The organism is Mycolicibacterium lutetiense (assembly GCF_017876775.1).
GTDB lineage: Bacteria > Actinomycetota > Actinomycetes > Mycobacteriales > Mycobacteriaceae > Mycobacterium > Mycobacterium lutetiense.
In genome coordinates, this window is record NZ_JAGIOP010000002.1 from 4,199,997 (window position 1) to 4,215,325 (window position 15,329).

14 protein-coding genes are annotated in these 15,329 nt (G+C 65.7%); 11 read left to right on the forward strand and 3 right to left on the reverse strand.

Going from position 1 to position 15,329, the window contains the following annotated elements; genetic code table 11:
- Positions 1 to 70: 70 nt before the first annotated feature.
- Genes fadD17 through JOF57_RS29345 form a run of 3 tightly spaced genes read right to left on the reverse strand, consistent with a single transcriptional unit; the run spans position 71 to position 3,877 of the window.
- Positions 71 to 1,582: a long-chain-fatty-acid--CoA ligase FadD17 gene (gene fadD17 / locus JOF57_RS29335; RefSeq protein ID WP_209922934.1), complete on the reverse strand. Its 1,512-nt coding sequence runs from the start codon at positions 1,580 to 1,582 to the stop codon at positions 71 to 73.
- A 2-nt stretch (positions 1,583 to 1,584) separates the two neighbouring features.
- Positions 1,585 to 2,682 carry an acyl-CoA dehydrogenase family protein gene (locus JOF57_RS29340; protein ID WP_209922935.1) on the reverse strand — a complete coding sequence of 366 codons (1,098 nt, stop codon included), beginning with the start codon at positions 2,680 to 2,682 and terminating at the stop codon, positions 1,585 to 1,587.
- Between the two features lie 13 nt (positions 2,683 to 2,695).
- Complete coding sequence (locus tag JOF57_RS29345) at positions 2,696 to 3,877, reverse strand: acyl-CoA dehydrogenase family protein (protein WP_209922937.1); 1,182 nt, start codon at positions 3,875 to 3,877, stop codon at positions 2,696 to 2,698.
- A 165-nt stretch (positions 3,878 to 4,042) separates the two neighbouring features.
- Between JOF57_RS29345 and JOF57_RS29350 the strand changes: the two genes are divergently transcribed.
- The 11 genes from JOF57_RS29350 (at position 4,043) to JOF57_RS29400 (ending at position 15,326) form a co-directional block, all read left to right on the forward strand.
- Positions 4,043 to 4,234 carry a ferredoxin gene (locus tag JOF57_RS29350; protein WP_036391771.1) on the forward strand — a complete coding sequence of 64 codons (192 nt, stop codon included), beginning with the start codon at positions 4,043 to 4,045 and terminating at the stop codon, positions 4,232 to 4,234.
- Positions 4,235 to 4,247: 13 nt separating this feature from the next.
- Positions 4,248 to 5,165, forward strand: coding sequence for a 3-oxoacyl-ACP reductase (locus JOF57_RS29355; RefSeq protein ID WP_209922939.1), 918 nt, complete (start codon positions 4,248 to 4,250; stop codon positions 5,163 to 5,165).
- 271 nt (positions 5,166 to 5,436) lie between these two features.
- Positions 5,437 to 6,201 (forward strand): MlaE family ABC transporter permease, encoded by a 765-nt coding sequence (locus tag JOF57_RS29360; RefSeq protein WP_209922941.1) that lies wholly within the window; start codon positions 5,437 to 5,439, stop codon positions 6,199 to 6,201.
- On the forward strand, positions 6,198 to 7,040 hold the full coding sequence (locus JOF57_RS29365) for an MlaE family ABC transporter permease (RefSeq protein ID WP_209922942.1): 843 nt from the start codon (positions 6,198 to 6,200) through the stop codon (positions 7,038 to 7,040). The genes JOF57_RS29360 and JOF57_RS29365 overlap by 4 nt, the downstream gene beginning before the upstream one ends.
- A 6-nt stretch (positions 7,041 to 7,046) precedes the next feature.
- Complete coding sequence (locus JOF57_RS29370) at positions 7,047 to 8,252, forward strand: MCE family protein (protein ID WP_209922945.1); 1,206 nt, start codon at positions 7,047 to 7,049, stop codon at positions 8,250 to 8,252.
- Positions 8,252 to 9,301, forward strand: a complete 1,050-nt coding sequence (locus JOF57_RS29375) for an MCE family protein (RefSeq protein WP_209922946.1) — start codon at positions 8,252 to 8,254, stop codon at positions 9,299 to 9,301. The genes JOF57_RS29370 and JOF57_RS29375 overlap by 1 nt, the downstream gene beginning before the upstream one ends.
- Positions 9,294 to 10,352, forward strand: a complete 1,059-nt coding sequence (locus tag JOF57_RS29380) for an MCE family protein (protein WP_209922948.1) — start codon at positions 9,294 to 9,296, stop codon at positions 10,350 to 10,352. The genes JOF57_RS29375 and JOF57_RS29380 overlap by 8 nt, the downstream gene beginning before the upstream one ends.
- Positions 10,349 to 11,749 (forward strand): MCE family protein, encoded by a 1,401-nt coding sequence (locus tag JOF57_RS29385; protein ID WP_209922950.1) that lies wholly within the window; start codon positions 10,349 to 10,351, stop codon positions 11,747 to 11,749. The genes JOF57_RS29380 and JOF57_RS29385 overlap by 4 nt, the downstream gene beginning before the upstream one ends.
- A complete protein-coding gene (locus JOF57_RS29390) occupies positions 11,746 to 12,942 on the forward strand; it encodes an MCE family protein (protein WP_273544764.1) in 1,197 nt (398 codons plus the stop codon). Before JOF57_RS29385 ends, JOF57_RS29390 begins: the two co-directional genes overlap by 4 nt.
- Entirely contained in the window at positions 12,943 to 14,631 is a 1,689-nt protein-coding gene (locus JOF57_RS29395; protein ID WP_209922952.1) for an MCE family protein, read from the forward strand.
- Positions 14,631 to 15,326 carry an Rv1363c family protein gene (locus tag JOF57_RS29400; protein ID WP_163667339.1) on the forward strand — a complete coding sequence of 232 codons (696 nt, stop codon included), beginning with the start codon at positions 14,631 to 14,633 and terminating at the stop codon, positions 15,324 to 15,326. Before JOF57_RS29395 ends, JOF57_RS29400 begins: the two co-directional genes overlap by 1 nt.
- Positions 15,327 to 15,329 lie beyond the last annotated feature (3 nt).

Consider the following 15,329-nt stretch of genomic DNA (forward strand, 5'->3'; position numbering starts at 1 on the left):
CCGCCTCTCGCCGATCTGCCGCATTTCGAATCCAATGGTATCGAAACCGTTCACGCCGATGCGCTTGGGCCTATCGCCGAATCTCGAACACCGGGTCAGTGCACGCGGTGGCCTCCGCGGAGAGTTGCCGCTTGATCACCTTGAATGTCTCGGTGCGCGGCAACTCGGCGCCGATCCGCACGTATGACGGCCACTGCTTGGGGCCCAGATCGGGCTGCTCGGCCAGGAAAGCCCGGAAACTGCCCGGGTCGAATGTCGCGTCGGTGGTCATCACCAGTGCGGCCATCACTCGATCGCCCACATCGGGGTCAGGGACCGGATACACCGCGACCTCGGTGATGTCGGGGTAGCGCAACAGGATTCGCTCGATCGGTGCGGTACCGAGGTTCTCGCCGTCCACCCGCATCCAGTCGCCGAGCCGCCCGGCGAAGTGCGCGTAGCCGTCCTCGTCGACATATGCCAGATCGCCGGTGTGGTACATGCCGCCGGCCATCCGCTCCGCCTCGGCGTCGGGATCGTTGTAGTAGCCGCGGAACCACCCGGCGCCGGTCGGGTTCACCAACTCGCCGACCACCCCGGGCGGGCAGGGCTCACCCGTATCCACATCCACGATCGCCACCTGATCGCTGAGCGGGCCGAGGGCGCCTTCGGGGGTGTCGGGGGTGCGCGCGATCGCCACACCGCCCTCGCTGGAACCGAATCCGTCGACCACGGTCACGCCGAACCGTTCGGCGAACCGGCCCAGATCCCGCGCTGAGCCCTCATTGCCGTACAGGATTCGCAACGGGTTGTCGGCGTCATCGGTCGCCGGCTCGGTGGCCAGGATGTAGGACAACGGCTTGCCGACGTAGTTGGCGTAGGTGGCGCCGAAGCGGCGGATGTCCGGCATGAAGCCGGATGCGGAGAACTTGCGCCGCAACGCAATCGATGCACCGGCCGCGGCCGCGACGGCCCACCCGGCCATGATCGCGTTGGAGTGGAACAGCGGCATCGACAGGTACACGGTGTCCGCCGGGCCGAGCCCGAAGCGGTCGGCCAGCATCCGTCCGGGGAACGCCACCTTGTCATGGGTGACCCGCACCGCCTTGGGATCACCACTGGTCCCGGAGGTGAAGATCAGCATGAACAGGTCATCGGCCGACAGCTCGGCGTACGTCACCGGAGTGTCGCGGTACGACCCGAGTTCGGTTGCCCACTCGGCGGATTCGACATCGATGAAATCCACCCCGGATGGGACGGCGTCGGGGTTGTCGGTCAGAACCAGCTGGCAGTCGGCCTGCACGATATCGCGGGCCAGCGCCTCGCCGCGGCGGGTCTGGTTGAGCCCGACCGGCACCAGCCCGCTCAGGCCCGCAGCCACCAGCAGGCTGGAGAAGAATGTGGTGTTGCCCAGCAGCGCCCCGACATGCGGGGGCCTGCGGGAGTCCAACCGTGCCCGCAACGCCGCGGCCAGTTGCGCACCGGCGGCGATGTGGTCAGCCCAGCTGACGAACGAATCCTCTTGGTAGAGGCCACGGTCGGTGACCTCGGCCAGCGGAACCAGCAGCTCGGTGACCGTCGGCGTCTCGGTTGGACCCCCCATCCCTAGACCGGAGTGTCGGCGAGTTCGCGGCCGATGCGCAGCAGCTGCCCGGTCGCCCCGCCGAGGCCGAACTCGGTCTGCTTGGCGGCCAGGAAGTACCGGTGCACCGGGTGGTCCATGTCGATACCGACGCCACCGTGCACGTGCACCGCAGTATGCGCGACGCGGTGTCCGGCCTCGGCGGCCCAGAACGCCGCACTGGCGACATCGATATCGGCGGGCAGATCCTCGGACAGCCGCCAGGCCGCCTGAGTCAGCGTCAGGCGCAGGCCCTTGACGTCGATGTAGCCGTCGGCGAGCCGTGAAGACACGGCCTGGAAGCTGCCGATCGGCCGGTCGAACTGTTCACGTTCGCGGGCGTACTCCGACGTCAGCTCCAGCGCGCGTTCCAGCACGCCGAGCTGGAAGGCGGTGCGGCCCAACGCCGCATGCGTGGTCAGCCAGTCCAGGACCTCGGCATCGCCGACGACGCGGGTGGCGTCCACCGTGGTGCCCTCGAGCTCCAACAGGGCCATGCTTCCCTTGCCGGTGGTGCTCAGCACGCTGACCGTCACGCCGGGATCATCGCCGGAAACCAGGAAAACGACCGTGCCAGAATCTGTTTCGGCCGGCACCAGGAATGCGTCGGCCACCGGTCCGTAGTTCACCTGGGTGCGGGTGCCGGTGAGCTTGTAGCCCGAGCCGTCAGCTTGGGCCTGCGCCGGGCCCTGACCCATCTCCCCGTCGAGGGCGATCGCCAGGATCTTGTCGCCGGCCACGGCGGGCTGACCCCACTGGGTGCGCAGCTCCTCGGACCCGAACGCGGCCAGTGCACCCGCGCCCAGAACCACCGAATCCAGGTAGGGCACGGCAGCCAGCTGGCGGCCCAGCGCGGTCAGCACGGCGGTCTGCTCGAGCACGCCCAGTCCGCCGCCGCCCACCGACTCCGGGGCCGCGGCCGACAGCACGTCGGCCTCGACCAGCTTGGCCCACAGGTTGGCGTCGAACCGCTGCTCGAGCCCGTCGAGCTCACGCTGACGTTCGGGCGTGCACACCGACTCGGTGATCGTGCGCACCAGGCCGCCGAGATCGGTGGCCTCTTCTGTCGTCTTGAAATCCATTGGTGTGCCGTCCTTACCGGTTGACCCTGGGCAGGCCCAAAGCGACCATGCCGATGATGTCACGCTGAATTTCGTTGGTGCCGCCGCCGAAGGTCAGGATCAGCGCCGACCGGTGGAACCGCTCGATGCGGCCACGCAGCAGCGCGCCCTTGCTGTCCGGGCGCAGCGTCGCTGCGGTGCCCAGCACCTCCATCAGCAGGCGGTAGGCCTCGGTGGCCAGCTCGGTGCCGTACACCTTGGCCGCCGACGCATCCGCCGGCGAGGGGGCGCCGTCCTCGGCGGAGGCGAGCTCCCAGTTGATCAGCTTGAGAACCTCGGCCTTGGCGTGCACCCGGGCCAGGTTGAGCTGCACCCACTCCGAGTCGATGACCCGCTTGCCGTGCACGTCCTTGGTGTTCTGGGCCCACTCGCGGACCCCGTCGAGCGCAACGTAGATCGGCTGCGAAGAAACCAGAGCCACCCGCTCATGATTGAGCTGGTTGGTCACCAGTTTCCAGCCGGCGTTCTCCTCGCCGACCAGGTTGGTGACCGGGATGCGGACATCCTGGTAGTAGGTGGCGCTGGTGTCCACACCGGACATGGTGTGCACCGGCGTCCAGGAGAAACCTTCGGCGGTCGTCGGCATGATCAGCATCGAGATGCCGCGGTGCTTCTTGGCCTCGGGGTTGGTGCGCACGGCCAGCCAGACGTAGTCGGCGTAGGCGATCAGTGAGGTCCACATCTTCTGGCCGTTGACGACGTAGTCGTCACCGTCGCGTACAGCCGTGGTGCGCAACGCCGCCAGGTCGGTGCCCGCGCCGGGCTCGGAGTAGCCGATCGCGAAGTGCAGCTCGCCCGCGGCGATCTTGGGCAGGAAGAACTTCTTCTGCTCCTCGGTGCCGTAGTGCATGATCGTCGGCGCGACGCTGTTGATCGTCAGGAACGGAACCGGCGCGCCTGCGATCGCGGCCTCGTCGGTGAAGATCAGCGACTCCATGGGGGTACGCGCCTGACCGCCGTACTCCTCGGGCCAGTTCAGCGTCAGCCAGCCGTCTTTGCCCATCTGCGCGACGGTGTCGCGGTAGACGGTGCCTCGTCCCATCTCGCCTTCGGACGAGCTGAGTGCCTCGACCCGTTCGGGCGTCATCAACTTGGCGAAGTAGGCGCGCAACTCGCGGCGCAGCTCCTCCTGCTCGGGGGTGTAACCGATCCGCATTGCGCTGCATCCTCACTGCTTGTTAGACCTGAGTTCTCACCTGGTTGTAACACGTTCTAGTCTTAGGATCCAGGCCGGTGAAGGACTGGTATCCATCAGGTGTGGCCGTATTCTGTGGCTGCACGCACGCAGCCCCGTGCGTACACACGTTGTGAGGAGGTCGCCATGCGAGTTGAAGTTGACCGTGATCGCTGCGAAGGCAATGCGGTTTGCGTGGGTATTGCCCCTGATCTGTTCGATCTTGACGACGACGACTATGCCGTGGTCAAGTCCGATCCGGTGCCTGCCGACCAGGAGGATCTGGCCGAGCAGTCCATCGCCGAATGCCCCCGGGCAGCCCTGATCCGAAAAGACTAGAGGTATTCATAAAATGACCGACGACGCTCAGATCGACCTGTCCGGAAAGGTGGCCGTTGTCACCGGCGCGGCTGCAGGCTTGGGCCGTGCCGAGGCGATCGGACTGGCCAAGGCCGGGGCCACCGTGGTGGTCAACGACATGGCGGGGGCTCTTGAAGCCTCCGACGTCCTCGACGAGATCGCGGCCGCCGGCTCCAAGGGCGTGGCCGTGGCCGGCGACATCAGTGCGCGCACGACCGCCGATGAGCTCGTCGCGACGGCCGACGGTTTGGGCGGCCTGGGCATCGTCGTCAACAACGCGGGCATCACCCGCGACCGGATCCTGTTCAACATGAGCGACGAGGAGTGGGACGCGGTCATCGCGGTGCATCTGCGCGGCCACTTCCTGCTGACCCGCAACGCCGCCGTCTACTGGCGCAACAAGGCCAAGGCCGGGGACGGCACGGTGTACGGCCGGATCATCAACACCTCGTCGGAGGCCGGCCTGTCGGGTCCGGTCGGTCAGCCCAACTACGGAGCCGCCAAGGCGGGCATCACCGCGCTGACGGTGTCGGCAGCCCGGGCCCTGGAGCGTTTCGGTGTGCGGGCCAACGCGATCGCACCGCGCGCCCGCACGGCCATGACCGCAGGTGTCTTCGGTGACGCTCCCGACGCGGCCGACGGGCAGGTCGATCCGCTGTCGACCGACCATGTCGTCACTCTTGTGCGATTCCTTGCTGCGCCCGCGTCCGAAGCGGTCAACGGTCAGCTGTTCATCGTCTATGGTCCAACTGTCACGCTGGTTGCGCCGCCCACCGCGGAGAAGCAGTTCACTGCTGACTCTGCTGCGTGGAACCCGGCCGACCTCAGCGGGGCACTGCACGAGTACTTTGCTGACCGCGACCTGGGGCGTGGATTTTCGGCCACCGAGCTGATGGATTCACGAGACTGACAGTCTCGTTTAGGGTCGGTCGGCAGCATTGGAACATGTTCCAATCGGGTGCCGCTCTTACCTATCCTGAGCTGGAAAAACCGCTGTTGAACCTAATATTTTGAATTCTTTGACAGCGCGAACATGTTCTAGTTAATATGATCCGGCTCACTAAGAGTGCAATAAGACCAAGGGGTGGGAGGACAGCCACTAAACGTGGCCGTCAATTTTTCGCTGATGTGATTTTCGGCGAATTTCTCCCCATCCCAGTACCCGGAGAACGGAGTCGAGGTTGATCGAACAGCTTGCGGTTCCGGCCCGGGCCGTAGGCGGCTTCGTCGAGATGTCCTTGGACACCTTCGCCAAGATGTTCCGTCGACCGTTCCAGTTCAAAGAGTTCCTGGATCAGACGTGGATGATCGCGCGGGTCTCGTTGGTTCCGACGCTGCTGGTCGCCATCCCGTTCACGGTTCTGGTCGCCTTCACGCTCAACATCCTCCTTCGCGAGATCGGTGCCGCCGACCTCTCCGGCGCGGGTACCGCCTTCGGCACTGTCACGCAGCTCGGACCGGTGGTGACGGTGCTGGTCGTGGCCGGCGCGGGTGCCACCGCGATCTGTGCTGATCTCGGCGCCCGCACCATCCGTGAAGAGATCGACGCCATGCGGGTGCTGGGTATCGACCCGATCCAGCGCCTGGTCGTGCCCCGCGTACTGGCCTCGACCTTCGTCGCACTGCTGCTCAACGGGTTCGTCTGCGCCATCGGTATCGCCGGCGGATACGTCTTCTCGGTCTTCCTGCAGGGCGTGAACCCGGGCGCGTTCATCAACGGGCTGACCGTGCTGACCGGGCTCGGTGAGCTGGTCCTGGCCGAGATCAAGGCACTGCTGTTCGGCGTGGTGGCCGGACTGGTCGGGTGCTACCGCGGGTTGACCGTCAAAGGAGGCCCGAAGGGTGTCGGTAACGCAGTGAATGAAACGGTCGTCTACGCCTTCATCTGTCTGTTCGTCATCAACGTCATCATGACCGCGATCGGGGTTCGGGTGTTGGTCCGATGAGTTATGACGCCACCCTCCGCTTCCGGCGGCTGTTCCGCAGTGTGCCCAAGACCGTCGACAATGTCGGTGAGCAGGCACTGTTCTACGGCGAGACGATTCGGTACATCCCCAACGCGCTCACCCGCTACCGCAAGGAGACCATTCGATTGGTCGCGGAGATGACCCTGGGTACGGGTGCGCTGGTGATGATCGGTGGCACGGTCGGCGTTGCGGCATTTCTGACGCTGGCCTCGGGTGGTGTCATTGCGGTGCAGGGTTATTCGTCACTGGGCAATATCGGCATCGAGGCGCTCACCGGCTTCCTGTCGGCCTTCCTCAATGTGCGCATCATCGCGCCGGTGATCGCAGGTATCGCCCTGGCCGCCACGATCGGGGCGGGCGCCACCGCCCAGCTCGGGGCCATGCGGGTGGCCGAAGAGATCGACGCCGTTGAAGCGATGGCTGTGCACGCCGTCTCGTACCTGGTGTCCACCCGGTTGATCGCCGGGCTGATCGCGATCGTGCCGCTGTACTCACTGTCGGTGTTGGCCGCGTTCTTCGCCGCGAGATTCACCACGGTGTTCATCAACGGCCAGTCGGCGGGCCTGTACGACCACTACTTCAATACCTTCCTGATACCGACTGACCTGCTGTGGTCGTTCCTTCAGGCGATCGTGATGGCGATCGCGGTGATGCTGGTGCACACCTACTACGGCTACAACGCCTCTGGTGGACCGGTCGGCGTGGGGATCGCGGTCGGTCAGGCCGTGCGCACCTCGCTGATCGTCGTGGTCACCATCACCCTGTTCATCTCCCTGGCCGTCTACGGCGCGTCCGGCAACTTCAACCTTTCCGGGTAGGCGGCGATGTCAGACGCAATCCCCAAGCACCGGCGGCATGTGAGGATCGCTGCGGCGATCCTGGCAGCGATCGTGGCCGCCGCGGTGATCTTCACTTACCTGTCCTACACCGCCGCGTTCACGCCGACCGACACCGTCAGCCTGACCGCGCCGCGTGCCGGCCTGGTGATGGAGCGCGACGCCAAGGTGAAGTATCGCGGCATCCAGATCGGCAAGGTCACCGATATCGAGTACGCCGGCAGCGAGGCGAAGTTGACGCTGTCGATCAAGCACGGCGAGATTCGCTACATACCCTCCAATGCCACCGTCCGGATCGCAGGCAACACGATCTTCGGCGCCAAGTCGGTCGAGTTCCAGCCGCCCGATCAGCCCGAGCCCACGTCGTTGAAGCCGGGCAGCACCGTCGCTGCCAAGGATGTGCAGCTCGAGGTCAACACCCTGTTCCAGACGTTGTCGGACGTGCTCAACAAGATCGATCCGGTCAGCCTCAACGCCACGTTGAGCGCCCTCGGTGAGGGCTTGCGTGGCCATGGCGACGATGCGGGCGCGGCCTTGTCGGGCTTGAATTCCTATCTGCAGCAACTGAACCCGAAGCTGCCGACGCTGCAGGAGGACTTCGCCAAAGCCGCCGTGGTCACCAACATCTACGGCGACGCCGGGCCCGACCTGGCCCGGATCATCGACAACGTGCCGGCGCTGAACAAGACGATCGTCGACGAGAAGGCCAACCTCAATGCCACGCTGCTGGCGGCGACCGGGCTGGCCAACAACGGCACCGCCACGCTGGAGCCTGCGGCTGACGACTACATCGCGGCGATCCAGCGGTTGCGTGCCCCGCTGAAGGTGGCCGGCGACTACTCGCCCGAGTTCGGCTGTCTGCTGAAAGGCGTCTCCGTCGCAACGGAGCGATTCGCCCCGATCATCGGCGGCATCCGGCCCGGCCTCTTCGTCAACTCCAACTTCCTGCCAGGGTCCCCGGGGTACACCTATCCGGAGAGCCTGCCGATGGTGAACGCCTCCGGCGGGCCGAACTGCCGCGGCCTTCCCGACATACCCACCAAGCAGTACGGCGGTACCTGGTACCGCTCCCCGTTCCTGGTCACCGACAACGCCTACGTCCCGTACCAGCCGAACACCGAGGTGCAGTTCGACGCACCCGCGACGCTGCAGTTCTTGTTCAACGGCGCATTTGCGGAAAGGGACCGATTCTGATGACGTCCGGCGCGGGTACTGATCGGACCATGCTCAAGGTCGGCATCTTTACCGTTGCGATGCTGTTGGTGGCGGCGATGCTGGTGGTGGTCTTCGGCGAGTTCCGCTTCGCCGCGGCCAACACCTACCACGCCACGTTCAGCGACGCGTCGCGGCTGAAGTCCGGGCAGGACGTCCGCATCGCCGGGGTTCCGGTGGGCAAGGTCAACGCCGTGAAGCTCAACCCCGACAACACCGTCGATGTCGCTTTCGACGTCAACAAGCGGTATCAGCTCTACAGCTCGAGCCAGGCCAAGGTGCGCTACCTGAACCTCGTCGGCGATCGCTTCCTGGAGATCGCCTCGGGCCCAGGGGAACTGCGCAAGCTGGCGCCCGGCGGGACCATCCCGGCGCAGAACACCCAGCCGGCCCTGGACCTCGATGCGCTGCTGGGCGGACTGCGCCCGGTACTCAAGGGCCTGGACGGCTCGAAGGTCAACGAGATTTCCAACGCGGTGATCGAGATGCTGCAGGGCCAGGGCGGCGCGTTGGCGAACATGTTGACCAGCACCAGCGCCTTCACCCAGAACCTGGCCGCCCGCGATCAGGTGATCGGCGACGTGATCACCAACCTCAACACCGTGCTGAGCACGGTGGACGAGAAGGGCTCCCAGTTCGACACCAGCGTCGATGAGCTGCAGAAGCTGATCACCGGTCTGTCCGAGGCCCGTGACCCGATCGCAGGTGCGATCGCACCGCTGGCCTCGGCTGAGAACGATCTGACCGACATGCTGGAGAAGTCCCGCCGCCCGCTGCAGGGGGTCATCGAGAATGCCCGGCCGCTGGCGCAGCGCCTGGACGAGCGGAAGGGCGATGTCAACAAGGTCATCGAGCCGCTGGCCGAGAACTACCTGCGGCTCAATGCGCTTGGCGCCTATGGCTCCTTCTTCAACATCTTCTACTGCTCGGTGCGGTTGAAGGTCAATGGACCGGCCGGCAGCGACATCCTGATTCCGTTCGGCGGCCCGCCGGACCCGTCCAAGGGGAGGTGTGCGCCGACCAATGACTAGTTCGCATGAGTCGAATCCCGTGCGCACCGGGATTCTCGGCATCTTCGTGGTGGCGTGCCTGGTCCTGGTGTCGTTCGGTTATACCGGCCTGCCGTTCTTCCCGCAGGGCAAGCAGTTCGAGGCCTACTTCAGCGACGCCGGTGGCATCTCGCCGGGCAACGACGTCAACATCTCGGGCATCACGGTCGGCAAGGTGACCGGGATCGCCCTGGCCGGCGACACCGCCAAGGTCAAGTTCACCGTCAACCGCAACATCGACGTCGGCGACCAGTCGCTGGTGGCAATCAAGACCGATACGGTGCTCGGCCAGAAGTCGCTTGCGGTGACCCCGAAGGGCGTCGGTACATCGACGGTTATCCCATTGGGACGCACCACGACTCCGTACACGCTGAACACTGCGCTGCAGGACCTCGGGCAGAACGCCAGCGAGTTGGACAAGCCGAAGTTCGAGCAGGCGCTGCAGACGCTGACCGACACGTTGCGCGACGCCACCCCGCAGCTGCGTGGCGCACTGGACGGCGTCACGAACCTGTCCCGCACCATCAACAAGCGGGATGAGGCACTCGAGGGGCTGTTGACCCATGCCAAGCGGGTGTCGGATCTCCTGGCCAATCGGGCCGGGCAGGTCAACCAGCTGCTGACCGATGGAAATCAGCTGTTCGCCGCGCTCGATGAGCGCCGGCAGGCGCTGAGCAACTTGATCGCCGGTATCGACGATGTGTCGCATCAGCTTTCGGGATTCGTCGCGGACAACCGCAAGGAGTTCAAGCCTGCGCTGGAGAAGCTCAATCTGGTGATGGACAACCTGCTGGAACGGCGCGAGCACATCGGCGAGGCGCTCAAACGGTTGCCCGGGTATGCCACCGCGCTCGGCGAGGTGGTGGGCTCGGGTCCGGGCTTCCAGATCAACCTGTACGGTCTGCCGCCCGCCGGGATGGCCGAGGTGCTGCTGGACACCTACTTCCAGCCGGGCAAACTGCCCGACAGCCTGTCCGACATGCTGCGCGGTTATATTTCCGAACGGGTTATCGTGAGGCCGAAATCGCCATGACACAAGACAATTCGGTATCCCGCCGGAGCCGCTGGGTGCGTATCGGGCTCGCCGCGCTGCTGCTGGTGACGCTGGCGGTGGGCGTCTACCAGGTGTGGCCGTCGCGTACCGGCCCCAAGCTCACGGCCTACTTCACCAATGCCGTCGGGATCTACCCAGGCGATGAGGTGCGGATCGTCGGCGTGCCGGTGGGCCGGATCGACTCGATCGAGCCGCGCCCGTCTGACGTCAAGATCGAGATGACCCTCGACCGCGGTATCAAGGTGCCCGCGGACGCCAAGGCATTGATCATTTCGCCGAACCTGGTGGCGGCGCGGTTCATTCAGCTGACGCCGGCCTACACCGAGGGCGACGAGATGGCTGCGGGCGCGTCCATCGGCCTTGATCGCACCGGTGTTCCGGTCGAATGGGACGAGGTCAAGGAGCAACTCACCGAGCTCAGTTCGCAACTCGGACCGCAGGCGAACTCGGTGCAGGGCCCGATCGCGGCGTTCGTCGACCAGGCCGCGACCACGTTCGACGGAAATGGCGACTCTTTCCGCAATGCGTTGCGTGAGCTGTCGCAAACGGCTGGGCGACTGGGTGATTCGCGTACCGACCTGTTCGGCACGGTGAAGAACCTGCAGATTCTCGTCGACGCGCTGTCCAACAGCAACGAACAGATCGTACAGTTCACCAATCACGTGGCGTCGGTGTCGCAGGTGCTGGCGGACAGCGCCAGTGGGCTCGACCAGACACTGGGAACGCTGAATCAGGCCCTCGGTGACGTCCGCGGTTTCCTCAACGAGAACAACGATGCGCTGATCGCCCAGGTGAGCAAGCTGGGAGAGTTCACCCAGATTCTCACCGACCACAGTGACGACATCGAACAGATCCTGCACGTCACGCCCAACGGCCTGGCCAACTTCTACAACATGTACAACCCGGCGCAGGGCACCGTTGGCGGACTCCTGACCCTGCCCAACTTCGCCAACCCGGTGCAGTTCCTGTGCGGCGGCAACTTCGACACCGGTACCAGCCCGGACAACTACAAGCGCGCCGAGATCTGCCGGCAGCGGATGGCGCCGGTGCTGCGTCGCATCACGATGAACTATCCGCCGATGATGTTCCATCCCGTCAACAGCATCACCGCCTACAAGGGGCAGATCATCTACGACACCCCCGCAACTGAAGCAAAGGCGCAGACGCCGGTGCCGTACCTGCAGTGGCAGAACGCTCCCGGCGTGACCCCGCCGCAGATCCCGGCGGACGCAACATTGAGCTCGTTGGTCCTGCCGCCTGACGCGCCCGCGTCAGCACCCGGAGCGGGCGTGGGTCCCGCACCCGGACCTGCGGGTGCTCCGGAGCCCGCGGCCGCACCTGCGCCGATGCCTGCCGAGGCTGGTGCCGGCGGATGATGAGGGGTAAAGCATTGAGGGGTAAGGCATCCCGGATCGGCGGTCGCACCCTGGCGATCGGCAGTGGCGCCATGCTGTTGGCCGGCTGCCAGTTCGGCGGTCTCAACTCGCTGAACATGCCCGGTACCGCCGGGCACGGGTCCGGCTCCTACACCGTCACGGTGCAGTTGCCCGACGTGGCGACCCTGCCGCAGAACTCGCCGGTGATGGTCTACGACGTCACCGTCGGCAGCGTGTCGGGTGTGGATGCGGTCCAGCGCCCGGACGGCACCTTCTATGCGGCGGTGCAACTGTCGCTGAATGGTGACGTGAAGCTCCCGGCGAATGCCGTTGCGCGGGTGGCCCAGACGTCACTGCTCGGGTCCCAGCACATTGCCCTGTCCGACCCGGTCGATGAGCCTCCGCAGGGGCAGCTGCGCCAGGGGTCCAACATCTCGCTGGATCAGGCCGGTCGGTACCCCACCACCGAAGAGGTGTTGTCCTCGCTGGGCATGGTGGTCAACAAGGGCAATCTCGGTGCGCTGCAGGACATCACCGATGAGGCCTACGCGGCCGTCGCCGGGCGGGCCGGCACCTTCACCGACCTGATCCCGCGGCTGGCCGAGCTGACCGCGTCACTGGACCAGCAGACCGGTGACATCATCGCGGCTGCGGACGGGCTGAACCGGTTCGCGTCGATCCTGGCCCGCAGCCAGGACAACCTGGGCCGCACGCTCGACACGCTGCCCGGCGCGCTCAAGGTGCTCAACGACAACCGGTCCAACATCGTCGACGCGTTCACCGCCCTGCGTGGCTTCGCCGAGGTCGGTTCGCGGATCCTGTCGCAGACCAAGGACGATTTCGCGGCCGATCTCAAGGATCTCTATCCGGTGATCAAGGCGCTCAACGACAACGCCGACGACTTCATCAAGGACCTGGAGTTCCTTCCGACGTTCCCGTTCCACTACAAGTATCTGCGTCAGGCGGTGCGTGGTGACTACCTGAACGTGTACGTCACTTTCGACCTGACGCTGCGCCGGTTCGGTGAGTCAATCTTCACCACGGGCGCGTTCGACCCGAACATGCAGCACCTCAGCGAGGTGATCACTCCGCCAGACTTCCTGACCGGGGCGATGGCCAACCTGTCCGGCCAGGCTGCCGATCCGTTCAAGATCCCGGCCGGAACTGCCGCCCAGCACGAGGAGAAGCCGTAGATGATCGACCGGCTCACCCGTATGCAGCTGATGATCTTCGCGGTCGTCACGGTGCTCACCGTGGGTGCCATCTCGCTGTTCTATCTGCACCTGCCCGCTGCGGTGGGTATCGGCACCTATCACGTCAAGGCCAACTTCCTGGCCGGTGGCGGGATCTACCAGAACGCCAACGTCACCTACCGTGGCGTCACGGTGGGACGGGTGGATTCGGTGGGCCTGGCCCCCGATGGCGTGGTCGCCAAGATGGCGCTCAACAGCAGTACGGCGATACCCGACAACGTCGTCGCCACGGTCAAGAGCGTTTCGGCGGTCGGTGAGCAGTACATCGATCTGGTTCCGCCGGAGTCACCGTCGACCAACAAGCTGCGCAATGGCGCCAGCATCGAACAGCGGAACACCCGGGTCGGCCAGGATATCGCGGGGATGCTGCACGAAGCCGACACCCTGGTCAGCAGCATCGGCAACAGCCGGCTGCAGGATCTGCTGCGTGAGACGTTCAAGGCGTTCAACGGGTCGGGGCCCGAGCTCGCTCGGCTGATCGAATCCTCACGTCTGCTGATCGACGAGGCCAACGCCAACTACGGCGAGACCACTCAGCTGATCGACCAGGCCGGGCCGTTCCTGGAGGCCCAGATACGCAGCGGCGACAACATCCGGTCGCTCGCCGACGGGCTGGCCCGGTTCACCGGCGAGGTGAACAAGGCCGATCCGCAGCTGCGCGCCACCCTCAAGACCGTTCCGGGCGCCACCGAGGCGGCCAACACCGCGTTCACCGGTATCCGGCCGACCTTCCCGGTGCTGGCGGCCAACCTGGCCAACTTCGGCCGCATCGGGGTGATCTACAGCAAGTCGATCGAGCAGGCGCTGGTGATCTTCCCGGCGCTGATCGCTGCGCTGAACACCGTGGCCGGCGGGGCACCTGCCGACGAGGGAGCCAAGCTGGACTTCAAGATCCACCTGCAGGACCCACCGCCGTGCAATACCGGCTTCATTCCGGCGACCCAGATCCGGTCACCGGCCGACGAGACACTGCGCGAGCTTCCTTCCGATCTGTACTGCAAGACCGCGCAGAATGACCCTGCGGTGGTGCGCGGTGCGCGCAACTACCCGTGCATGGAGTTCCCCGGAAAGCGGGCACCCACGATTCAGCTGTGCCGCGATCCCAAGGGCTATGTGCCATTGGGCAGCAACCCGTGGCGCGGCCCGCCGGTTCCGTACGGCACGCCGATCGAGGACGGGCGGAACATCCTGCCGCCCAACAAGTTCCCGAACATCCCGCCGCAGGTCGACCCGGATCCGGGCCCACCGGCCGTGCATCTACCGCCCGGGGTCGAACCCGGACCCGGCCCGGCGCCGCATGCGCCGTTCCCGCTGCCGGTGCCGCCGAACGAGCCGGGAACGCCCCCGGCGCCGTGGCCGTACTTCGCGCCGCCGGACCAGGTCGTGCCGCCGTATGGTCGGACACCTCCGCCCGCGGCAGAAGCACCTGCCCCCGCGCCGGGATCGGATGCGCCACTACCGGCCGAGGCACCACCTCTGGCCAGCCCGGCTGGGATCGGCACCTACGATCAACACAGTGGGGTCTTCGCTGGAGCTGATGGAGGCACGGGTGTGTATGCAGCCGGCGCCGACGATCTGGCTCCCGCGGAGACCTGGGTAGACCTGATGTTGGATCCAAGGCAGGCTTGATGACTGAAGAAACGGCCTCGAACCCGAGGCCGGTGCGTAGGCGCGCGTCCAGGGCGGCCGGCCCGACCGGGGCCGCTGCCGACGAGGTGACCACAACCACGGTGCTGGGCGGATCCTCGCTCGGCACGGTGTCCAGGGCATCGAAACCCACGCCGCTCAAGGCGCCGGCCCGGCGGCGGTCTCACCGCACGCTGGTGGCGCTGGTCGCGGCGGCGGTGCTGGGTGTGGCGACCGTGACGGTGGGTGCGCTGTCCTACGTGATGTTCGGTCAGCAGCGGACCGTGGACGCGGTTCAGGCCCGCGACGAGAGCTTCGTCGACACCGGCAAGCAGACCGTGATCAACATGTTCAGCTATACGCAGGACACGATCGACGAGAGCGTGAACCGCTTCATCGACGGCACCAGCGGCCCACTGCGCGACATGATGAGTCAGGGGAGCAACGCCGACAATCTCAAGGCGTTGTTCCGGGACACCAATGCCAGCTCGGAGGCTGTGATCAACGGCGCGGCGCTGGAGAAGGTCGACGAGATCGCCGGGAATGCCTCGGTACTGGTGGCGGTGCGCGTCACGGTCACCGACGTGGATGGCGTCAATTCACCGACCCGCCCGTACCGGCTGCGGGTGATCGTGCACGAGGACGACAACGGGCACATGACCGGATACGACCTCAAGTACCCCGACGGTGGAAACTAACTA